This window comes from Bradyrhizobium sp. Gha, assembly GCF_900113735.1.
Taxonomy (GTDB): domain Bacteria; phylum Pseudomonadota; class Alphaproteobacteria; order Rhizobiales; family Xanthobacteraceae; genus Bradyrhizobium.
Map to the genome: position 1 here is coordinate 1 of NZ_FOQM01000039.1, position 22268 is coordinate 22268.

General features: G+C 58.9%; 15 protein-coding genes and 2 pseudogenes. 9 read left to right on the top strand and 8 right to left on the bottom strand.

Annotated features, from left to right (window positions below):
• The 5 genes and pseudogenes from BM222_RS32365 to BM222_RS32385 form a co-directional block, all read left to right on the top strand.
• Positions 1 to 231, top strand: a pseudogene (locus BM222_RS32365) (aromatic ring-hydroxylating dioxygenase subunit alpha); the annotation flags it as partial.
• 3 nt (positions 232 to 234) lie between these two features.
• On the top strand, positions 235 to 981 hold the full coding sequence (locus BM222_RS32370; RefSeq protein ID WP_092227309.1) for a GntR family transcriptional regulator: 747 nt from the start codon (positions 235 to 237) through the stop codon (positions 979 to 981).
• Between the two features lie 61 nt (positions 982 to 1042).
• A pseudogene (locus BM222_RS32375) lies at positions 1043 to 1630 on the top strand (flavin reductase family protein); the annotation flags it as partial.
• A 263-nt stretch (positions 1631 to 1893) separates the two neighbouring features.
• Positions 1894 to 3192: a glycoside hydrolase family 28 protein gene (locus tag BM222_RS32380; protein ID WP_092237640.1), complete on the top strand. Its 1299-nt coding sequence runs from the start codon at positions 1894 to 1896 to the stop codon at positions 3190 to 3192.
• A gap of 256 nt (positions 3193 to 3448) precedes the next feature.
• Complete coding sequence (locus BM222_RS32385) at positions 3449 to 4447, top strand: pectinesterase family protein (protein WP_244547343.1); 999 nt, start codon at positions 3449 to 3451, stop codon at positions 4445 to 4447.
• 355 nt (positions 4448 to 4802) lie between these two features.
• Here the strand turns inward: BM222_RS32385 and BM222_RS32390 are convergent, their stop codons facing one another.
• The 3 genes from BM222_RS32390 to BM222_RS32400 form a co-directional block, all read right to left on the bottom strand.
• The gene (locus BM222_RS32390) at positions 4803 to 5426 is read right to left on the bottom strand and encodes a DnaJ domain-containing protein (protein WP_092237647.1); all 624 of its coding nucleotides are present in this window, start codon (positions 5424 to 5426) and stop codon (positions 4803 to 4805) included.
• 652 nt (positions 5427 to 6078) lie between these two features.
• Positions 6079 to 6273, bottom strand: a complete 195-nt coding sequence (locus tag BM222_RS32395; protein ID WP_092237650.1) for a hypothetical protein — start codon at positions 6271 to 6273, stop codon at positions 6079 to 6081.
• Between the two features lie 181 nt (positions 6274 to 6454).
• Positions 6455 to 8281: an NEL-type E3 ubiquitin ligase domain-containing protein gene (locus BM222_RS32400; RefSeq protein ID WP_092237653.1), complete on the bottom strand. Its 1827-nt coding sequence runs from the start codon at positions 8279 to 8281 to the stop codon at positions 6455 to 6457.
• Between the two features lie 682 nt (positions 8282 to 8963).
• Here BM222_RS32400 and BM222_RS32405 point away from each other — a divergent pair.
• Together BM222_RS32405 and BM222_RS32410 are read left to right on the top strand one after the other, a co-directional pair.
• The gene (locus tag BM222_RS32405; protein WP_092237656.1) at positions 8964 to 10679 is read left to right on the top strand and encodes an NEL-type E3 ubiquitin ligase domain-containing protein; all 1716 of its coding nucleotides are present in this window, start codon (positions 8964 to 8966) and stop codon (positions 10677 to 10679) included.
• An 860-nt stretch (positions 10680 to 11539) separates the two neighbouring features.
• Entirely contained in the window at positions 11540 to 13534 is a 1995-nt protein-coding gene (locus BM222_RS32410; RefSeq protein WP_244547344.1) for a hypothetical protein, read from the top strand.
• A gap of 301 nt (positions 13535 to 13835) precedes the next feature.
• On the opposite strand, the gene BM222_RS32415 is transcribed toward BM222_RS32410, so the two are convergent.
• The gene (locus BM222_RS32415) at positions 13836 to 15431 is read right to left on the bottom strand and encodes a carbohydrate porin (protein ID WP_092237659.1); all 1596 of its coding nucleotides are present in this window, start codon (positions 15429 to 15431) and stop codon (positions 13836 to 13838) included.
• Positions 15432 to 15541: 110 nt separating this feature from the next.
• On the bottom strand, positions 15542 to 15910 hold the full coding sequence (locus tag BM222_RS32420; RefSeq protein WP_092237662.1) for a hypothetical protein: 369 nt from the start codon (positions 15908 to 15910) through the stop codon (positions 15542 to 15544).
• A 490-nt stretch (positions 15911 to 16400) separates the two neighbouring features.
• On the opposite strand from BM222_RS32420, the gene BM222_RS32425 reads away from it, so the two are divergent.
• Entirely contained in the window at positions 16401 to 16850 is a 450-nt protein-coding gene (locus BM222_RS32425; protein ID WP_244547345.1) for a hypothetical protein, read from the top strand.
• Positions 16851 to 17224: 374 nt separating this feature from the next.
• On the opposite strand, the gene hemN is transcribed toward BM222_RS32425, so the two are convergent.
• From hemN to BM222_RS32440, 3 genes are all read right to left on the bottom strand, one after another.
• Positions 17225 to 18562, bottom strand: coding sequence for an oxygen-independent coproporphyrinogen III oxidase (gene hemN, locus BM222_RS32430; protein WP_092237668.1), 1338 nt, complete (start codon positions 18560 to 18562; stop codon positions 17225 to 17227).
• A 374-nt stretch (positions 18563 to 18936) separates the two neighbouring features.
• On the bottom strand, positions 18937 to 19239 hold the full coding sequence (locus BM222_RS32435) for a DTW domain-containing protein (protein WP_502690973.1): 303 nt from the start codon (positions 19237 to 19239) through the stop codon (positions 18937 to 18939).
• 1021 nt (positions 19240 to 20260) lie between these two features.
• Positions 20261 to 20977, bottom strand: coding sequence for a sulfite exporter TauE/SafE family protein (locus BM222_RS32440; RefSeq protein ID WP_092237671.1), 717 nt, complete (start codon positions 20975 to 20977; stop codon positions 20261 to 20263).
• A 699-nt stretch (positions 20978 to 21676) separates the two neighbouring features.
• Here BM222_RS32440 and BM222_RS40510 point away from each other — a divergent pair.
• Positions 21677 to 21943: a hypothetical protein gene (locus tag BM222_RS40510; protein WP_177243594.1), complete on the top strand. Its 267-nt coding sequence runs from the start codon at positions 21677 to 21679 to the stop codon at positions 21941 to 21943.
• The last annotated feature ends 325 nt before the right edge of the window (positions 21944 to 22268 follow it).

The following is a 22268-nucleotide window of genomic DNA, read 5'->3' on the forward strand; positions in this document are numbered from 1 at the left end:
AATTACCGGCTCGGCGAGCAGCGCCTCACCACCGAACTCCGCGAAGGCGTCTCCAGCATCTTCCGCGAGGACGAGCTGATCCTGGAAGCGCAGCAGCGCGCCATGGACGAGAACCCGGACCGCATCTTTTACAATCTCAACATCGACGCCGGCGCGATGTGGATGCGCAAGCTGATCGACAAGATGGTGGCGAAGGAAAACGGGCCGCAGCATCTGCAGGCCGCGGAGTAGGGCATGGCCGAGGTCGACCGCTCCGTCTCGCAGACCGTGAAGGCGCAGCTCGCGCTGCGCGACCAGATATTGTCCGGATCGTTGCGGCCTGGCGAGCGCATCTCCGAGCTCCAGGCGGTGGAGACCACGGGCGCCTCGCGCACCCCTGTGCGCATGGCGTTGGTGCGGCTGGAGGAGGAGGGGCTGCTGGAGGCGATCCCCTCCGGCGGCTTCATGGTGAAGGCGTTCTCCGAACGCGACATCTCCGATTCCATCGAGCTCCGCGGCACCCTGGAGGGCCTTGCCGCACGCTTCGCCGCCGAGCGCGGCGTTTCCGCGCGCGAGCTGGAGCCGTTGAAAGAATGCCATCTCGCGATCGATGATCTCCTGCGTCAGGTCCCGATCTCGATCGAGGCCTTCTCGGCCTATGTCACGCTGAACGCGCGCTTCCACGCCCTGCTGACCGAGCTCTCGCGCAGCCCGCCGCTGATCCGGCAGATCGACCGCGCCTCCGCGCTGCCGTTTGCCTCGCCGAGCGGCTTCGTCATGGCCCAGTCGGCGCTGCCGGAGGCGCAGCAGATCCTGATCATCGGGCAGGAGCACCACCGCGTCGTGATCGACGCGATCGAGAACCGCGAGGGAGCGCGGGCCGAAGCGATCATGCGCGAGCACGCCCGGCTTGCCGTGCGCAATCTCCGCCTCGCACTGCGCAATCGCACCCATCTCGACCTCTTGCCGGCGCTCGCGCTGATCAAGACCACAACCGATTGAGGGCACCATGCGCTTCATCGAAACCTGGATTCCCGCAACGCTGGTCTCGACGCGCGATCTGCTGCCGCGCCGCGGCTCTGATGTCACGCTGCACTACGCCGTGCGCGGGCGTGCGGATGCCGCCTATCTCGATGACATCGCAGGCCTGCTGGGTGATCGGTTGGTCGTCCATGCCAGCGGCGAGGGCAAGCGGCTCGATCTCGACGCGCTGTTCGCTTCGCTGCCGAAGGGCACCCTCGCGCTGTTCTGCGGCCCGATGCGCATGCTCGATGCCGCCCGCCACGCCTGGATCGGCGCCGGCCATCCGCTGTCAGATCTGCGCTACGAGACCTTCGGCTCCAGCGGCACGCTGCCGACCGAAACCTTTCGCGTGCGCCTGAAGGACACCGATGTGGAGCTCGAGATTCCGCGCGAGCGTTCGATGCTCGACGTGCTCAACGCCAGCGGCTTCGAGGTGATATCCGACGGCAAGCGCGGCGAATGCGGCCTCTGCGCCATCGACGTCGTCGCCGTCGACGGCGAGAGCGACCATCGCGACGTCGTTTTCAGCGATTACCAGAAGCAAAGCAACACGAAGATCCGCACTTGCGTCTCACGGGCGCGGGGCACGATCACAGTGGATACGCTGCTGCGGGCCGATGCGAGGTGAGACGAGGTCTTTATCCGGGCTTGTTCCCGGCATCCAGCTTCTGCTGATCGTTTAACGAAGCGGTTACAGCATTAGGCATCCCACACCACGTTATTGCGTTAGCGCGGAGTGCTACCGTTGGGGGCGCGCGGTCCGGGCCAATGCCGCGTCTTATAAATGTCATCTTGCGTCGGCCAGTACCTGGCGCGGCGGCTCGATCAAGCTAGTGCTCGGCAATAGACAGCAACGGCTAGAGATGCGCGGGACAAAACACGAGGAGATCGATGAGAAAGCGTTTTCGTAATTTGGCAATATTGTCCGTACTCACCTCTTTGCTTGGCTTCCCACCAGCGAAAGCCCAAGACCGCCGGATTATCAGTGAACCTGTTGCACCTCAGACGGTGTGCGACCGCCCCGTGCCGTCTGGCAAGCAAGATACCACCATGTTGCAAGATGCTATCGATCAATGTCCTTCCGGAGCCGCCGTGTATTTAGGGCGTGGCGAATTCCGCTCGGGCCCACTCGAGATGAAATCGGGCGTGACGTTGTGGGTCGGACGTGGTGCCTCGCTGATTGCCATCCCCGAACCTGCTGCTTACGACAAGGGTCTCGGACAATGTGGGCGCATTGCGGACAAGGGCGATGGTTGCCGGCCATTCATCAGCTTTTCTAAGACGCGAGGCGGCGGCATCTACGGAGAAGGCATCATCGATGGTCAGGGCGGCGCATTGATTGCCGGCAGTGCGGAGACGTGGTGGCAGCTTGCCCGGCGCGCCCAAGCCGAAGGCGGCCACCAGAACGCCCCGCGCTTGATCCAGATCGATCAAGCGCAAAACATCACGTTCTCTGGTGTCACCTTGCGCAACGCTCCCAATTTTCATATCGCGATGAACCGGGGCGAAGGTGCCACATTTTGGGGCCTCTCGATCGATACGCCCGCGGATGCCCGCAACACTGACGGCATCGACGTTGGCGCGAGTCAGGATGTGACCATCACCCACAGCTTGATCCGCACGGGAGACGACAACGTCGCAATCAAGGCCGGCGACAATGGTTCAAGCAGCCATATCTCGATTATCGATAATTATTTCGGGTCGGGGCATGGCATGTCGATCGGCAGTGAGGTGAATTCCGGTGCCAGAGACATATTGGTGCGCAATCTGACATTGGACGGCACGACGTCGGGTCTGCGCATCAAGAGCGATGTTAGTCGAGGCGGTCTGGTCGAAGGTGTGACTTATGAGTACGTGTGCCTGCGGGGCAACCGGTGGCCGGTGTCTTTCGACGCAAAATATGATCCACGCGCTCAAGGCACTAAGATTCCGGTCTATCGGCAAATCGTTCTCCGTCACGTGCATGGTGACACCGGTCTGTTGCTGATGCGCGGCCTAGACGAGGGGCATGCACTTGACGTGACACTCGAAGATGTCCGATTTTCCAGGACCGCGACTTGGCAAGTTGAGCACGCGAAAGTCACCGCAGATCAGTCCGACGTATCGCCGCCGCTGCCGGGGCGAGCTGCAGGACCGCTGCTGCGCGGGTCCGAGGTTTGTTCCGGGGCATTCCGCGACGGCAAAGGGTAAGCACGGCATCCGCCGGCGAACTCGGGTGGTGAGTTACGCGTAGTCAAAACGACGGTGTTGACGAAGGTGAGCTTCTTGTCCTGCCTTCTGTTACGATTGTCCGACGGCTTGCCAAGCTCGGATGCGAACCTGACGTGGAGGTGCGGATTTCGCGCGAAAAATGTGTTGGCTGGGCGCGGCGGCTGTCCCGCTGAGACACGCTTACCAACTGCGCCCAAGGTGCCGCTGACTGAACGAAGTGTAAGATCACATGAGAATGTTCGTTCGCCGCGCTGTAGTTCTGGCGGGATGTTTCTGGATCCCGGCGGCTTACGCTCAGCCACTGTTGGTGTCGCATGCCGAAAATGCAGATTATCATTCCGTACAGCAAGCCATCGATGCTTTGCCGGCGGAAGGCGGGAATGTCCTGATCACGCCGGGCATCTATCGTGAGAAGGTCATAATCCCCAAATCCGGCGTTCATCTCTCAGGGACTGGTAGCAATCCGGAGGATACCGTCATTGTGTATGGCGACGGCGCTATCAATGTAGGAGGAACCGCCCGCTCGGCGACGTTGAGTGCCACTGGGGATGACTTCCGGCTCGACAATTTGTCGATCCAGAATGACTACGCCCTCAATCCGGCCAATCCACGCTCGCAAGCGGTTGCACTTTCCGTTACCGGAGACAAGGACGTCGTTACGCGCGTTCGCCTGCTCGGCGCCCAGGACACGCTTTTTGCCGGCAAGGGTCCAAACGGCAGAATGTCACGCCAATACTTCTCGAACTGCTACATCGAAGGGCATGTCGATTTCGTCTTTGGCAATGCCAAGGCCTGGTTCCGACAGTGTGAGTTGCACGGCATCGCCAATCAAGCGGTCGTCTTTACCGCCCAGAGTAAGGCAGCTCCGGATGAGGACAGCGGCTTTGTTTTTGATCATTGCCTCCTAAGTGCCGACGCTGCGGCGCGCGACATCGCGTTGGGCCGGCCCTGGCGGCCTTACGCCACAGTGATCTTTCTGTCGACAAAGATAGATGCGCGCGTCGTTGCGGAGGGCTGGCGAGAATGGGATCCGGGCAAAACCAGCTCCTTGAGCACGAGTTACTATGCCGAATATAGATCCGTCGGGGCAGGGGCTAACCCCTCAGGCCGCGAACCTCACTCCTATCAATTGACCGATAGCCAAGCCTCGAGATGGTCGCTGAAAGCTTTCTTTGGAGGTGCCACAGACTGGATAACAACTGACCGGCATCGAGAGAACACAAAGCAACAGTGACGGTGAGGAAACGGCAGTATTACTTCGGATAACGCGGAGATCAGATCGACGGCGGCGGTCCCTGTCAGGCCCCACCGACACTCCTGGCGAAGCTTCGAGATGGAACCGCCTGTGGTAGCGGCTCGACTGTCGGGACGGGACAGAACGTCTGGCATCTCACAAACTCGGCGCGCCGGGCCGATACAGTCGCACTTGCGCACGGTCTAGCCGTATCTTTTCCTTATTGCTGGCGCTGCGCGGAAAAAAACAAGCTGCTTATCATGCTTGGCCGAAGGGTAGGTCAGGAAAGTCAAACTGCAGAGCCCCGGCAAGACTAGAGCTCTCTGAAGCACCGCTGAGCGCCAATGAAATTGGGCTAGTTCTCGCGCACCACCGTCTTCAGGTACTTGTACGCCTTTATGATCTCGACTAGGCGGTCCTCGCCAGATCGGTCGCCGCTATTGGCATCAGGATGGTGCTGTTTAACGAGCGTCTTGTACTTCGCCTTGATGTCGCCGAGCGTCGCATTGGCATCGAGGCCCATCACCTGCAACGCTTTGCCTCGGGCATTGAAAATCTCGCGTGCCTCGGGCTTGGCCTTCGCGCGTGGGCGGGCACTGGCGCGTCCGTTCAGCTCGGCGAGCGTACAGAGGGTATGCCAGTCGTCCTCGAAATTGGCAGTGCTGCCGGTCCCTTTGCTAGCAGTGATGTTCTCGCCTATCTTCCAGGTCGGACGATGACCGGTCAGCGCATCCTTCTGGTAACGGGCGACCGCTTCCGCGTCCATCCCCGAGAAGAAATTATAGGACTGATTGTATTTGCGGACATGCCCGATGCAAAAGTGCCAGTAGCCACGCGCATTGCCGCGGCCCTTGGGCGCGGGATGCGCAGCCTTATTCTTGCAACCAGGCCATTCGCATAGCGCCGCGGTCGGGCGCTCCTGCGCTTCCTGTTTATTGATGCGAATGGAGGCGAGGATTTCGGATGTGTCAATCAGCATGACCTGGCTCCGTTGACGGAGCGGCAGTTAACAGCGCCGCTTCTATGTAGGAACTTGCTTCGGACGGCAAGTTGGGTCTGGCTCGACCTTTGGGATTCACTTGGTGCATGATGTAGCAGGCACCTCGTAGCAATCGACATGCCAGGATCCCGAGCTTGGCTCAGACCATCATCTTTTTGCGATCTCAGATCAGCTTGATCGCAATTTGCTGTCGGGTTCTGCACAGCACGTCTTGAACGGGACTGGGGGAATACTCACCAAAAAGCGATGCTCTGTAGTATCTGCGCAGAGCTCGGAAAGTCGTCCGTTTGCCTAGCGAAACAGATAGCGCACCGTCGCCAAGCAGGGCATTTGGATCTGCTCGTTCACGAAAAACGCACGGCGGCGGGCCGTGACGAAGCCCCTCTGTTCACCAGCCATTGCCTTGAACCGTTGGCTCTGCTGGAGCGGGTGCATCGGCTTCTCTACGGCTGCGGGATTGGATTGAGTGCCCGCGGCTTTTCAAGCAGGCGTTCTCCGAGAAGAACGACCGACGGTATAAAGTGCTTCCGATCGCTATGCCATGAAGTACGAGCGGATCATGAACCTCGTATCTTACCTGCTCGGGCACATGAAGAGCCTGGTCGGACGATAGAGTTCCGGAGTCAAAGAACTAACTGAGCCATGACGCACCGAGCTCGATAACGCCTGGCGATGCGGAGTGCGTCGACCGTTTTCGTTCCGTCAGCCATTTCCCAATGAGGGCCATGACATCGTCGATCGTCGCACCGATTCCGAGGTAGTCCTCGATCGAACGATTGATCCAATGCATGTTCTGTTTGACGATGAACTGATCAAGGGAACTCATCGCGCCGTTTCGTCAGTCTGAGGATGCTTGAGGTGGTCGGAGCCAGAAGAGGCCTCGTCACGCGGGCGACATCATCGCGGAACGGTGGGCGAGATGATCTCCGAATGCTGGCGACATTGAGCGGAATCCGCAGGCTGGCTCTGCCACCAGCGGGAACGGCAAGCCTACGGTACAGGCCACTTCACAATGTGAGGCCGTGCTCATTGAGCACTTTGTCTCTAAGAGCCCCCTTGATCTCACGGGCGATTTGTTTGCGAATTGCGGGGCCTAACGTCCGCTTGGCATCTTCGACCAGGTCAGCTTCGGCCCCGATCAAACCTTGATCGGCGAGTTGTTGCTGCAACCGGCTGTCGAACTCCGTCCCCATTGCAGCAATGAGCTGGTCCCTCGCCTCGGCGTGGTCTTCGGGGGCGATGCGTCGCACGACGTCGTCCCAAGGTCCCCAGTCTACCGACAAATAGTCGGCGAATTCCGCCACCTCTCGGTTCCGAACGGATGCCTCTGCGCTGTCAACGTCAGCGTCGGTCACACCGGAAGCCTCAAAGAAGCGCATGTTCGGGGCGACGTGTTGCAGTCCTAGCCGCTCGCGGAGCTTATTTTGATAAGCTAGAAAGACCTCAATCGCATCAATGTCTTCGACGTTGTTACCCGAGCGTAGCGAATGAACCTTCTCGTGCGCAATCACCTCCAGCGCGTCCAGGCGGAACATGACCCGGCCCAGTGCGACGAGATCGGGAAGCCGGGCCTTGTTGTTGTAGGCGCCGTTCTCGACGTCTGCGATGAGGCGTGCAGTCTGCATGCTGTTCCAGGTCAAAGTTCTGCGGTCCTCGCAGCTCTCGTTGGCGTCAAGGGCCAGTTGAAAGTAGCGCGTACGCAATTGCGGATCTTTCGCCACCTGCCGCAAGTCATTGGCTACCGAAAGGCGGAATTCTTCATTGTCAGAATTGACGGAGTCGAACAGTTCGCCAAGGAAAAGGCCGTATTCCTGTGCGCCCGGGTTTTCAGCAAAGCTCTGCCACGCCGCCAGCACCTCCTGATCGCCGTCCTGTGGATTTTCTCTGAGCCAGTCTGCGACCCTCTCGGCGAGCGCGTCGGCCTGTTCATCGTCTGTCTCGGACAGCACACCTTCCTCGTCGCGCGAAAAGTGGACGGTCGGACCAGCATAATCCTCCGCGTTTAGGGCTGCATCCAAGCTCGTCAGCACCTGCGCGGCTAGCGGATTGTCGGTCAAAACTATGGTGGTGCCAACGCCAAAGCGCGTCAGCAGGTCCTCTGGCAGACTCGTCAAATGGTTTTGGCTCACGTCGAGAAACTCGAGTGAAGCAGGCAGGGGCGCCGGCAGATGCATCACTTCATTTTGGCTTACGTCAAAAAACTCGAGCGAGCCAGGCAAAACCTGGGGCAGATTCGTCAGCTCATTGTGGCTGGCGTAGAGAAATCGGAGCGAAGAAGGGAGGTCTTCGGGCAGATTCGGCAAGCGATTGTAGTTAGCGGAGAGAAACTGAAGCTGCGAAGGCAGGACGGCAGGTAGGCTCTCTAGCCGATTGGAGTTCACGTCGAGACCTCTGAGCCCGCGCGGCAGCGCGGGCAGGCTGGTCAGCTGATTGCCACTCAAGTTAAGGCGTTGGAGCGAAGCTGGGAGTTCGTCGGGCAGATTGGTAAGCCGATTAAAGGGCACATCGAGCACGACGATTTCGTTTGGAAGTCTGGGAAGACTGGTAAGAGACAGCGACTGGAGACCCAGTATGGCGTCTTCAGTCCGCTCATTTATCCGCCTTGCGGCTTCTTCCCGGTCCTCAAGAGGACCGACGTGCTGTTCGGCAACCCAATTTTCTAGCTCATCTTCGTCTTCGGCCGCCCCACGCGCCAAATGTCCGGAGTTCGCTGCGAGATCTGCCGCGATCGTATCCCACTGTGCCATTCCGCCGCTCTCCGCCCCCTCTTGGCCGGACGACGCAGAAGGGATGCCAGCGCTGCGCCCAATCTGTTCTGCCTCAAAAGGATCCATTCCACTTTCCCATCACAGCGAGCCAACTCAGCTGGCGACGACACGCTCTAGGACCTACGACACTTATCTTTCGACAAGCTGACAGCCTATTGCAGCTAGCGGCGACGGCTCGGCATAAAGTTGGTACAGCTCATCGGACCAGTGAATCGGTCGCAATCGCGGGTCGTTATCCGCCCTCCCGTTTTCGCGCCAACCGACCGAGCGGCCTACAAATCGAGCCTTGACGCGGCAACGCTACGTTACCTCAAGGGCAAGGCAGGAAACCATTTCGGTCGAGTGCGCGAAATGAAGAGCACAGGCCTCGAGCGCTCAACTCCGCGGCGGTCCTTTCATGTGTCATGTGCCACTTCAGCCCATTCAAGGCTGGCCTTTGCTATGGGTGGCCCCGAGTGACTTTGCTGCTCCGCAGCGAAACTCGTCAGCTGATCGACAGGTGTCGTTGCTAGGGGCGGAATGCTTTCACGTTGGCGGTCTTACAGATCTGCCCACGTATGGCAGCAAACGATACAGTTGCGTCGATCTATTCGTCGCCTCGAGCTCGATTAAAGCTGTAGCCCTTCGACTGCATTGGGCCTCCAGTTGCGCATGTGCGCCTGCGTGAATGATTGTCGTGCTAGCTCGAGGCTCTCAGCCTGCAATGCAGCAGGCGCATTCCTTAAGTTTCTGATGACGGAGAAAAGTGATGGACACAGGACGGACACAAGGGAGCGCAGCTTCCGGCCCCGATACTTTTGATGAAGGAGAGCGGGAAAGCTACCTCGGCGTTTTCAACCGTGCCCTTGCCAATTTGGTCGAGGGCCTGACAGGGTATCGTACTCCGGCCTCCGAGCGCGCGCGAATCCTGGACGGCTGGGTTGCCGAAGAAGGACAGGGCGAAGCCGAGAACAGGCGACAAGGGCGCTCGCGAATCAGGGCTGCGGACGGCACCAGTTCGGACTCGGTCGATTTGTCCTCCCTCTCGCTAACTGTTTTGCCTGCCGCCTTCCCGCCGAGGCTGCGGGATCTTCGCGCCAGTCACAATGAGCTAAGCAGGCTCCCCGTTAGCCTGCCGCCGGGTCTGCGCGAGCTTCTTCTTAGCCACAATCAGCTGACAAGCTTGCCGGACGCTCTTCCGTCGAGCCTCTATCACCTCGACGTGAGCTATAACAGGTTGACCAGTCTCCCAGATAGCCTCCCAGCAGAGCTGGGAATTTTGGACGCAAGCAACAACCGACTGAGTAGGCTGCCCGACGCTCTCCCGAGCAACCTCACCACACTCACCCTTGGGGGCAATCAGCTGACTGAACTTCCCGAGTCGCTCCCACAGTGGCTCGTTGAACTCGACGTCAGCAACAATCAATTGGCCAACCTCCCCGAAGCCGTTCCAAGTTGGCTCCAGGCGATAATTCTCACCGGTAACCGACTGACCAGCCTGCCTGAAAATCTGCTACCAGGGAATTTTGATAATGCGCTGCAAAACGTAGAGTTCGGCGATAACCCATTCCCGGACGAAGTCCGCGCTCACATCGCAGCACCGCATCTTGAACAGGTGCCTCTGTACGAGGCTGCCGCGCGTTGGCTTGGAGATGATCCGGCAGCGCTGTCTGAATGGCAGCACTTTGCAGATGAACCGGGCGCGCAGGACTACGCCCGGTTCCTGGAAAGGCTGCGGGGGACTGTCAATTTTGGCCGTGACGAGTTTCGGCAAGCCGTGGCAGATGATCTGCGGCAGGCGGCGACCAATCCGAGATTGCGCGAACAGCTTTTCACGCACGCGTTAGAAGCCAACGCGAGTTGCGAGGACCGTATTACTCTGCACTGGAACGGGATGCGGGCCGCGCGTCTTAATGCTGATGTCGAGGAAGGGGTGTACGATAATAGGCTCGGCGAGCTTATCCAGCGCGGCCGCGTTGCGTTCCGGCTGGAGGTGTTGGACGGGATTGCGCGCGACAGGCTCAACTCGCTCTTCACCACGCACCCGGACGTCGACGACGTCGAAGTCTACTTAGCCTATCAACATCTTCTGCGCGAGCCGTTGGAGCTCATCCACGTCGCCCCTGACATGCGCTTTCTGACGGTTTCTCACGTAACATCCGAGGATGCAGCGCGCGCTTTGGACTTGGTCCGCGAGCAAGAAGCGAACCAGTTTACCGGCTACATGGCCACCCGCTGGCAACCGTGGGAGACGGTGCTGAGACGAATCGCTCCTGATGAATATGAAGCGATGCAAGAACGGCTCGTCGAAGCCATGGGCGAGGAGTTTCAAACCCGCTTGGATCAGCGACTGGCCGAGCACGGTATTTTAGGCGATTCGGATGCCGAGCGCGTGCTAGGAGCCCAGGTCCGAAACGAGCTCGCCAGCGAGATTAAAGGCGACGTCATGCACCGCGTGCTGGCAGCGCATGGCCTCGAAATATGAAGTCTCAACCGCCGCAGGGAAATCATCATTGCTCTGAGGCGGAAGCTAAAGATCGATGCAGAAGCCTCGCTAGTCGCTGGCTAGGTCCTTTCACGCTTCGAAGGCGCGCTGCGCCGATCTGCTCTTCTTGCGTCTTGCCGAGCTATGAAGGGTGGGACGCAAAGGCGAGCTGTACTCCGCTCGAAGGCCTCGTCGGGTGAGGGCGCTACCGCATCGGACCTACTCGCTTTGGTCGCTCAAGACAAAGGTCGATGGCCGGAAGCTATCGTGCCTGCGCGATAATCCTTGTCGCGGCTGACTGATCCCGCCTGTGATGTTTGAATTCCTCTCACGAGCGACAGGGCAATCCATTGATATCTCGTCGACTGGAAGAGGCCGGCCGAAGAGGTGCGAATAGCGGGAGCGCCCCCGTCCTGTCGCCAAGCGGGGAGCCGGGTAAAGAGGCCGTCAATCGCGCAGCAATGTCCTGATCTCGTCAGCTTTTCGAAAGGTTGCAGCTACAACAATCCAGAATTCGTGTCTTGCTAGGCGATCTGCTACCGCCCTACGGATTGCTGCATTGCCAATACAAACATCAGGAGAGCAGGATGGATCCGGTTGACCCATTCTTCAATTCAGGAGCCTGGCTGCGGGAGTACGCTGCCCTGCAGGGCCGAAGTGGGCAGCGAGAGGGTAGTCCCTCCGAAGTTGAATTTGAAAGCCGGCTTGAGGGCTTGAGCCTCGATCGTTCCGATGAAATCAAATCAACGTCGCCTGATCAGCCCCTTGCCCCACGCGCACGAGCAGTTCGGCGGGATGAGCTGGGTGGGTCCATGCGGATGCCGCCACACGCTGCGTTTAGGGAAAGTTCGATAGGCGGGATGCGCCGGAGCGTCGACATTCCCCGCTCTCAGCTTCCCGCTCCGGCGCAAGCGCCGCAGTCCAGTTTGCGCGATGACCTGTTCAGCAGCGCACGCTATAGCTTCTCGGACGCGGAGCCTGCCGCGGCGACCAAGAGCGGAAAAAGCCGAGGATTATGGTCACGCTTTAAGTCGGGAATCGGCAAGGCCCTCGGAGGGAGCGGCAGTGAAAAGTCTTCGCGCGAGGCGGGGCAATCTGAGCCCTTTTCGACGAATCTACGAATTGATTATGCAAGGCAACCGGGCCGGACGCGCGGGGTCGCTGCCGCCGACGAGGAGCTCATCGACGATTTCAGAAACAAGGCGACGGGTAACCTCAGCGACGGCACGATCAAGAATGCGGCGACCGATTTGCGCCATTTGAGCGCGCGCCTGAGCACGGCCGGCAGGCCCTCAATCGCCGATCGAATTCGCCGGGAATTGGAAAACGCGCAGCTGGAAAATCCCGACGTGGAAAATTACCAACTGGAGGCTGAGCTCGATCAGGACGTCGATACTTACGCAAATGACCGCGCCAGGCGCATCAAGGCGGCCTTGAAGAAGCTTCGTGAGGTGGGGGCCGGGAACAGCCTGGCGGCTGATGTCCGTCGACTGGCTCCTTATGATGCAGACGCAAGCCTCATCCGCAGGTGGGCGGCGGCGGAAAAGGCGACACCCAGGATCGACCCAGAGACGATCGACAGGCAAACTCGCCGCATGTTCAGGCTGAGTGACTGGCTGCGGACCCATGACAGACAGCCGATCGCCGGCCGACTGTCCCCCCCTGGCCTCGCCCAGGATGTGGAGCAGTACAAGCGCGAAACGGGGGACGGCAAGATCACCCCTGATCTGGTCAGGCTCGGCCGTTACCAGCAAGTCCTTCAGGCAAACAGCGCACTTGGATTGCCGCCTCCTCAGGACCCGGGTCAACCTTTTGCGGAAGTTGCTGGGCAGGCCGACTCGCCGCAGGAGCTTCCGGCAACGCCGGCCACGCCGAGCGTGGGAGCTTGGGAATGGCTCGGAGAGCAAATGCACGGAGCTGGCTCATCGATGCCGATGCCGGCACCGCAAATCGGATGGCAGCCCGGCTCGTCCCAGCAGCTTCCCGCAACGCCGGCGCATAGCGCGGGATCCTGGGATTGGCTTGGCGAGCAAATTCACGGTCCTGTGTCACCGGTCCCGGCGCCGCTCTGGGCGGCCCAGGCTGATCTGCCAGTCGAACTTCCTGCGACTCCAGCCACCCCAAGCGAGGGCGCATGGGCCTGGCTTGGGCAACAGATGCAAGAGCCCGCATCGACATCGTCAGTTCGACCCGAATCATCAAATATCTACGGCGGTCTCGGCTCCTTCGTTGAGCTGGATCCACCCACACCCCACGACTTGCGGGACGATGCGCGCTCCGCGCCAGCATCTGAATTCGCGGCCGCCTCGTCGTTCGCAGGACCTCCGGGAGCGGCCCCGGAGTTACGGGACATTGGAGCGATCGTTGGCGCCAACTGGCGCCACGGCAACTGGCGCCACGGCTCCCAGCCGGCTTCAGACGTGCTGGTCGATGTTTTGGGCAATATCAATCTGCTGCCAAATCAGTTCGGGCCAAGTCAGTTTGTGATCAATGGGGAGCGCTATTCGGCGACATTCGGACCAGGCGGTCGCAGGGATGTCCGCCTGATTCATCATCCGCGCGCCGGTGGGATGAACGAAGCCGGGCCATCCCGGCCGCTGCATCGCCCGCCACCAATCGTAAGCGCAAGGCAAACCGTGGAAGGTGCAGTCGATCTTGGCCATCTTATCCGGGGCGGCTGGGAGCATAGAGTGCGGTTCCTGCCGCCTTACCTCGTGCGCGTTTTGGAAGGCCAGCGCATCATGCCCCAGCCCGGACGGCCGACCTATTTCGAGATCCGTGGAGTGCCGTATAGGGGCGGGTTGGTGGAAAGCGAGGGACGCCAGCGCGTTCGCATCTATCCCGAAGGTGGCTGAAGAAACAAGGTTGGCTTCAATTGCAGCGGGCAACTCGAGCGAGCCATTTGATCACGCTGGCTTAAACGTGCTGGCCGAGTGCGAAATGACGGTGCTGCGGATCAACCGATTCTAAACAATCCGCCGGATCCTCACTGGAGACCTAACGATATCTTTTTTCATCATCTCTTTACAGCTAGCGCCCCTCAGATCGGACCCAACGGGCTCGCCCAGCGCAGATATGGCTGTCCATACGAGAGATCGTCAAGCTCGAGGTCCGGTACCTCGCGAGGCGCTGGGAGCAGAATGGCGATTGCGATGATCAGAAGAATATCAACGTTGATAGCAACAGATTGAGCGCGTGTTTGGTCTGGTGCGTGTGTGTGATGCTTGTCGGGTTATGGATGTATGACAGTCCCACGCCTGCATATATTCCCGGAGCAAGATGGGCGGTATATGTTCCGGCGATGGCCGTGGTATCGCTATGCGCAAGCTGGCCCTTCGCCAGGGCAGCATCCACCGCAAATTTGCTCCAGCTCGTGTTGCTGGCAACGAGTGCAATCAGATCGCTGGGCCGACTGTCAAATGCCCCCCTCGCGTAAAGACGAAGCTCATAATACCGGCTGATCCTGTTCAGCTCCGCCGGAGCTCCCATCATGGAGAAGCCGCCATAGATGCCCCGAGATGGCGTCCCACTCGCATCACTCTGCCAGAACTGCCTGTCCGCCGAGATGTAGTGAAAGTTATTCCCGTCTTCCCTCCGCCGCGAGGTATCCGTCAAACTCGCGTATCGGCTGCTATTGAAACCGACGCCCGCCCGCAGCCAGGTGTCGGGTACGCCTGGAGCTGCCTTGCTCTTGTAACCGGCTTCATCAACGAGAAGAATCCCTGCATGGGGCGTGCTCCAGTTCAAGCCCGTGGGATTTTCCGTTATCTGCACATAGGGACCATCTGGACTAATCGAGCGCTGGATGGAGACCTTGTTGTATAAGCGGGGATCAAAATTGTACTTTAGGTTGATCGCAGGCGTCGGTGCGGCATTGGTGCTCATGCCTGCCTGAAACAAGGCGGCCATGTTCGATCCTGTGATCCCTCCGAACAGTGTGCCGGTGAATTCATTTTGGTTTCTGAGGTAGCCAAGTTTCAGCTCTACGGTCCTGTCGAAGAAAGTCTGGTAGTAGGCGAGCGTGTTGAGACCCACTCGATCTGGACCCGGGCGATCCCACGTTGAGTATTGCTGCTCGACCCCTAGGACAATCTGTCCGTCGGAAATGCCAAATTGGCTGAGATCGTAAGTGACGATCATAAAGTTTGCAGATGCGAAGGTCGGATTCTGGCCCATGTAAAGCTGGTTCGCGATAGTGCTTCTGGCAGCATTCGGCAGCAGGTTGTTTGCAAAGCTGTTCTGTGTCCAGCCGATGTAGCCGATTCCGACACCTGCAAGCGCCGATCTTACGCCGCCCTTGTCTTGATCGATCGTGTCCGCAGGGCCAGGTACGTTGAACCACAATCCTTTTTCACGCAGATTATCGTACCTTGCGAAGTCGTCGGTCTTTTGCCTGCTTGTCTGAGCAGCCCTGTCCGCATGTGCGCGCTTTTCGAGGAGCGCACCGGGCCTTGGTGCTGGCCCCAGGGCAGGAGAGGTGATTGCCCGGTTGATCCGGAGCTTTTCAACGCGATCAGAAGCGTTTCGTCTTCTGCTGGCCTGATCCACAGGGTGGTTACTTGGATCAACCCCGCTCGCCGTTTGTGCCAGTACGGAATTGTCGAACAGATAAGCCGCTAGCGAAAAGGCGAAAACAAGCCAACATTGTTTTTGGCTTGGTTTTAAATTGAAAGAACGTGCGGCCGCCGCGGAGCATCTCCGCGGCAAAATCGTCCTAAGAAAACAGTCACGCACGGCGTACTTCGATTCCATCTCTGCCAGCCATGAATAGATCGCGGTGCGGCCTGTCTGGCCAAGAGTAACGCTCTGAGCGCTTTCGTGTCTAAGCGCTCGCGAGACGCGGTAGATCTCAATTTTTTCGATCAGAACCGCTCAGGCTTTGCAAAGCTGTGCTCGGGGGCATTGACCAGTATAGCAACCATGTTTATGGCGCCGGTGCGCCGAGAGCGCGCCGCGAGCGTCGGCTTGTCAATGCTAACGACGAGCGCGAAGCTGTCACGGGCACAAAACGGTTGCGAATGTCCATTTGCTCCCCCTTTCTCAGGCGAATCTGGCGGCTCGAATTTGCGCATCCGGCAATCCCAGCACAACGTCTGACCTGCCGGCCAGGAGGCCGGAGCGATAATCTGTGTTGCATCCGATTCCCCGACGTGCGCGCATTCGTTGGTCACGCTTGCCAGGTATTCGTCGCCTCGAACAACCCGCCGGAATTGGTAGTTGAACAGTAACATTGATAGCTGGTCCAATCTGACAGGGCGGCTCAGCCGCTCAGGCTATTTGGTGTCCCGGATGAAGTTGCTGATGTCTTCAAAGCGCAAGGCGAGGCTGCTCCAGCTAACACGCTGCCGGAATCCGCGTACGACTTGTATTCGTGCAAGGCTGAGAAAATCTGCAAGGTTCTTCGTCTGAATGATGAGAAAATGCCGCGCCATCACCAACGAAGATGACAACCATTGCTCGCTGCGAGACCCAATAATCGAGGATGAGCGCAAGCTGCGCCTAAGAGGTAAAAAGAAGCGGGAGCAGCCGGCCAGGAGGTCGCCAGGATTGCTTATTGCGGACGCTGCCAGCTCATAGAGCGCGTCTGCATCGCAGACCGTTGACCGACAAAGAAACCTGCTGGAATGGGATGTTGAGCGAGCACCAATGGAGTTGAGTGATCCAGCTGCCCCTTCAGACTTGCGGCCGCTCTTGCACAGTCCGTCAAGACGAAATCTCACAGTGTTTTTTGTGCTGCTGGTTCTCCTCGCCGGTTCGTGTGCTTCTGGCGGCGCCTGGCTCTGGGCCAACTTTGAACAGTTTGCCGAGACGCCGGAAGTCCAGGACGTCCCTGCAACGATGAGCTCGCCTGCAGGGGACAGGACTTTCCTGTCGGAGATGAGGTGGGCACAACAGAAAGCTGACGATGAGATCGTGGAACTCCACCGGCGGGTCGATGCCCTGCGTGAGGACCTGAAAGGGATTCTGGATCAGATCAGCGTGCTAGCGTCGCGAATAGATTCGCTGCAAAGTTCAACACTTCTGCCTCCTGCTGCTCCTGTGTCTTCTTTGCCGGCAGCCCGGGCTATTTCAAGCGGCGCCAGGAAAGGCTTCGGCCGGTCCAAACCAGAAGGGCCTGTTTCTGTCGGAGGAGCGCCAGTGGTCGCAGGACCGAAGAAAGGCGAGCCTTGAGGTCGAGACCGCTGCAGCAGTACCCGAGCTTGCAGCTGCCCCCGAGGAGGGCCATGCTTCGCAAAGCTGCTCCGGCCGCGAAATAGCCGAAGGCTAAGGTGGTGCCGGCGCATCGTGTCCGAGTTTGATTAGGCACTCACGATCGAGACCACTCTGCCACAGCGGGAGAGCCTTCCCGGTGATCGGGGTAGGCCGGAGCGACCCCCTGCGCTTCTCTTTCGCCCCTCTCATCAGCTCTCGCCAGTTCGAGGCCATAGCTGAAAGCCTTGTCATACCGGCGCATTCCCGAGATCGGACCTGTCTGCCCGGACGCGCTTCTTCGGATCTCTCCATCGCAACTAGCTTAGTGGCTGTAGTCTGCTCACATGCGTGGCTTACGTAATAGGAATATGATCGAGACAAGTGTCGAATGCGGCAGCAACTGCACGAATGACAAATCTGTGCTCCTGCTTGACCCGGACAAATCCCTCTTCAATGTCCACGATCCCATCATCGGCAAGCATTCCCAGGCGACCTGCGGAAGCGAGGAGAGGAGCCGGATCAAATCCGTGAGCAGCACAGATCGCTGGTATGTCGGCCTGCAAATCGCACATCAGACGCTCTATGATTGCGGCGCGGAGGCGATCTTCGGCGGACAGACAATAGCCTTTTGAGGTGGCCAGGCGGCCGGCCCGAATGTGTTCGTGATAGGAAGTGGTCGACATCTCGTTCTGAACGTAACCATCATGCAACCGGCCGATGGCGGACGGACCTAAGCCGATCACGGTCTTGCAGGTGTCAGCCGAATAACCGAGGGAGTTGCGGCGCAGTCGACCAGCTTTCTGCGCCAGCGCGAGCTCGTCGCCGGGCAGAGCGAAATGATCGAGCCCGATTTGGTGGTAGCCCGCCGAGACCAGCGTATCTGCAATAGCCACGGCCTGCTCAGCACGGGCAATATTATCCGGGAGCGCCGTCTCATCGATACGACGTTGACGTTTCATATAGGAGGGGACGTGAGCGTAGCCAAAGACGGCAAGCCGGTCTGGCCGCATTGCCAGTACTGTCCGCGCGGAGTCTACGCAGGACCGCACCGTCTGATGCGGTAGCCCAAAAAGAAGGTCGAAATTGATGCGTCTTATCCCATGCTGGCGTAGACTGTCGACGACGGAAGCCGTCAGCTCCTCGCTCTGGACGCGGTTGACCGACCTTTGAACCACCGGATCGAAGCTTTGCACGCCGATGCTCGCGCGGCTGACCCCGGCCGCTTGTAACGTTTCGACCATCTCGGCCGTGAGTCCACGCGGATCGATTTCTATGGCGATGGTAGCTGTTTTGCTGAACTGAAAGCGGTGGCGCAGGAGTTCCATCAGGGCAAGAAAATCGTAAGGTGAAATGGTGGTCGGCGTCCCACCGCCGAAATGCACATCGTTCACCGGCAGACCGTTCGGCACTTGCTCTGCGGCCAAGCCTATCTCATCCCGCACTGCTGCCAAATAGTTGCGAAGCGGTCGCTTGCTGCGAGCAAGGCTGGTAGGGAAGCCGCAATACCAACAGATAGAGCGACAGAACGGAACGTGGATGTAGAGTGACACAGGCTCGTCGGGCAGCAGCCGAGACAGCCATGTTGCACAAGTCTCGGGGCCAACCATCGCGGAAAAGTCCCGCGCGGCCGGGTAGATCGTGTACCAAGGCAGGCGAGCATCGCAATACTTCTTCAAAAGAGAGGTCTGCAAGTCCTAACGTTCCCATGCTCAGGCAGACATAAAGGTGACAGATCCCCTCTCCAATGTCTTTGCGTTATGTCAAACCAACGTAGTGGGCTTGAACCAGAACTTCGCAACGTTGCGATACCTGGCTGTCGGCAGAAGCGTTCGATGGACGTGAGGATGTCGTCTGGGGCTTGGTCCACTTGGATCGCAAGGGACCGGCATTGTGATGACTGATCAAGTCCAGAATGTCCGCGCGCACGGCCTGGACCCTGCGATAGACGCCCTGCCTGATCTTCTTGTCGGGTGATGAGCGCGAAGAAGCGCTCAACCTGAGTGAACCGCCGCCGCCGATGCGGGACCGCAGGAGGACGAGGAGAGCGTCGAGAACTAGCGGGGGCTCAAGCCTTCTTGCCACGGCGGAAATCGCGCCGGCGGCCTTTCGGCGCCGGCTTCGGCGCCAGTTCCGGCATCTCGGCCTGAACCTCGCGGTAGCGTGTCAACAGCCGCTCGAAGCTGGCGTTCAGCGTCGAGGCGATATCAGGGCGTCGCTCGAGGCCGGCCAGCAACGTCGCCGCCGCCTCGATGGTCGACAATCCGTCCTTGCGTGGCTCGCGACGCAGGCGACCGTAGCGCGACGGGTGCGCCGGATTGAAGATCACGCGCTGGCATTTCAGGGCGAACTGGTCGGTGTGGATAAATATGCGAACGCGGCCGTTTGGCGAGCCAGTTGCAGATCAGTGGGGGTTGCGTGGCCTTTGATTGCCGGCAGTCCCACACAATTATCGCTTGGACGGATGTGCTGGCGCACCAGTCGTTGAGCGTAGACTTGGATCGAAAATAGCGCGGCAACACGACCAACGCTCGCAGCGTTTTCGTGACATCGCCAGACGTCGTTCCCGGCTCCCGACCCGTCGAACGCGCGCCTCCTTTTGAGGCGGACGTGATATGGAAGATAATCTCCATGAGAGTGTGAGTAGCGTAATAGTACAACGTGACGCAACGTGCGATTCAAGTCCTTAGGCACAGCCCACGAAGATAAGCTTGATCCCGAGTATCGAACACATGAGCCTCAATTCCGCCACGCTAGTTGTTTCATTGCCGCAAGCATCATCACGGATGTACTGATGATGTTGGGGCGACCCCAGCGCACTTTCCGGCCATCGGCGAAGTGCGTCGGGGCGCCTTCATTCGCCGGCGGCGTCTCGTTCCTGCCCCGATGCGGTTCATAGATCCGGAATGACTGTGAACGTCTTGCTAAAGGCAAGAGCATGCTTCAAAGGGCAGACTATCTGCGATATTCAATTCTGCTTCACCAGCTGGGTTGTTTTCGTTCTGAAATTGCCTTTGTAGGTATCGCTCGTTGCCAAGTTACGTGGCTCAACAAAGCTCCATAATGTCGGATGCCTCTGGGTTAACGTCGGCGTCGCCTGAAAGACCAGCGAGTAGCAAATGACGCGCTATTCCGAGACGAAGCATCCATCGGCTCTGCGCACGGATAGCGAGCGCTCAATCCTCGAAAGCCTGCAGCCGAAATCGCTGTGGTGAAAGGCGCCCTCAAGTTATGACCTCTTTCCAAGGACAGAATGTCGTGATCGCGTGTGTCAGTTTTTGGAGTTAGGCAAGACACTCGGACCAGACCCCGCTGCGGCCTCCATCATGGTGCCTGCCGATCTGGCCGCGCAGGATCTGCTGGCAATCCTACTAAAGAGAGAGTTGAGACTTTCAAGCGAAAACCAACTGGACGCCGGCAATGAGCAGAACCGCCACGAGAATAAATCTGATTCCTGTGGCGTCCAGCCATTTCAGGCTGATTATCGTTCCAGCGACTGCCCCCGCCAGCGCTGAGATCGCGTAAAGGGCAAAATCCGGTGAGGGAAATTGCCCGTCGAAAAGAGCTCCGAGGAAACCGACTGTGGAATTGGCCAATATGAAAGGCGGTGATAGCGCCAGGGTCTGCTTCGGCGACGCCCAATTCAGTGCGATGAGCGCCGGGGCGAGGAACACTCCGCCCCCGACCCCAGTCAGCCTGGAAACGAGGCCTAAGACCGCGCCAATGCTCACGCTCGCCCGCAGCGGGGTTTCGCGAGCGCGACCGGCAGCTGGTCCCCGCTGCATGATCATCGCTGCGCTCGCCAGAAGAAGAACGAGCCCCGTCAGTGTCTTGTACATGTGCTCACCCAGCACAATTAAGCTACCGGCAAGGGACGCTGGCATTGACGAAAAGAGAAGCGGCCGCAGGATTGCCCACTCAACGACCTTGTTGCGGTTGAAGAGCCAAGTAGAATAGGTCGCGACAACAATGTTGAGACCAAGTGCCGTCGGGCGCATCTCTGTCGATGACATACCAAAAAATGCCATCACGGACAGGAACGCAGTGCCACCAGCCTGGCCAACGCTCGCATAGAGCAGTGAGATGATCGCGATGAACAGAGAAGCCATGCTTCACCGATCTTGGCGGCGATTTTCGTCTTTTTCCATCAAGCTCATCACGTTTCATCCATCAGGTGCGGCCTAGCTGTATTCCGCTCGACCGATCTAAGCGCTTCGCCGACACGCCCAGCCGGAAGTGCAGTTGGTTCAAGTTCCTCAACGACTGCCATGTGTGGATCGGCCCATCAATTGCCGACGTTGGTACTTGACCAGGTCGCAATGGGATTGCGCTCTAAAAAGGCGGGGCTTGAGGCGGCCGGCCACAGTGAGCTGCCGAGGTGAAGTGCACTTCTTCCTCTAGCTCGCTTCGCGGCTCACAATAGTGGTGTCGCTTTCCCTCGCAATGTCATGAATGCTTCGAGGTACCTACCTTGCAACGAGTCGTCCACGTTCGGAGCGAGTTCTGCGACGCCTGATTTTGGCAAAACCAATAGTTGGTATGGCATTTGCTGGTTCGCCTGGCCCGGGTCATCTCCCTGCTGGAGAAGCGCATGCACAGTGTCCTCCGCATCAAGCAGATCTCGCGAGTACGAGTAGGTCTCGTTGCGCCTATTGCATGGCCTGCTTCTGAGCGTTCGGTTCTTTCGCGCCTGTCACGCCGGGCGGACCCAATGAGACGCCGGACAATGATGCGAAAAATATGTCTTGTGCCTCGGGTGTTTCGTGTTGCTCATCGAGCGCGTTCGCGTCGCCGCCACAGGGCGGAGGATGAACGAACAGTTGGCCACGGTGATTCGCAATATTGGTAAAAAAGATGACGCTCGTGTTGTCTTCGGTTGGAAGCAAGGTCTTGATACCGACGAGGGGCTGGTCGAGTCCCGCACCGCCAGGCGCATGCTCTACCTTACCTATATCGCGCAATTTCGAGCACAGGATCGTCTCGTGCTCGGATTCGAGACTGCGAGAGGCCTCATCCGAGCACGACTGCATTTTATCGTCATGCGAGCTAAACAGGGCCTCGCATCTAGCCGTTAGTACTGCTTGGTCCTTGCCGCCAGGCGCAATCCGCGGCCTCCCACCTTCTGCCACTGCCGACATAAGTAAAATGGGTGCATCGTTTGGTCCTCATCGACGGCAAAGTTCGACAAAACGGGCGGCAGGCGATGATCTCCGATTTTTGTCTGTTCGCTATCGGCGACCTAGACCAATCACTTCGTCGCTCGTCTCGTAGCAGGGATGATGGCGATATCCCGGCTCCTTGACCATGCGATCAGGCAATCGCCGGCAGCAAAGCGCCGAGTGCGGCGAATGACGTCTGAATCTGGCGAGCGATCGCACTTAGCGAACACCCAATCGTAGA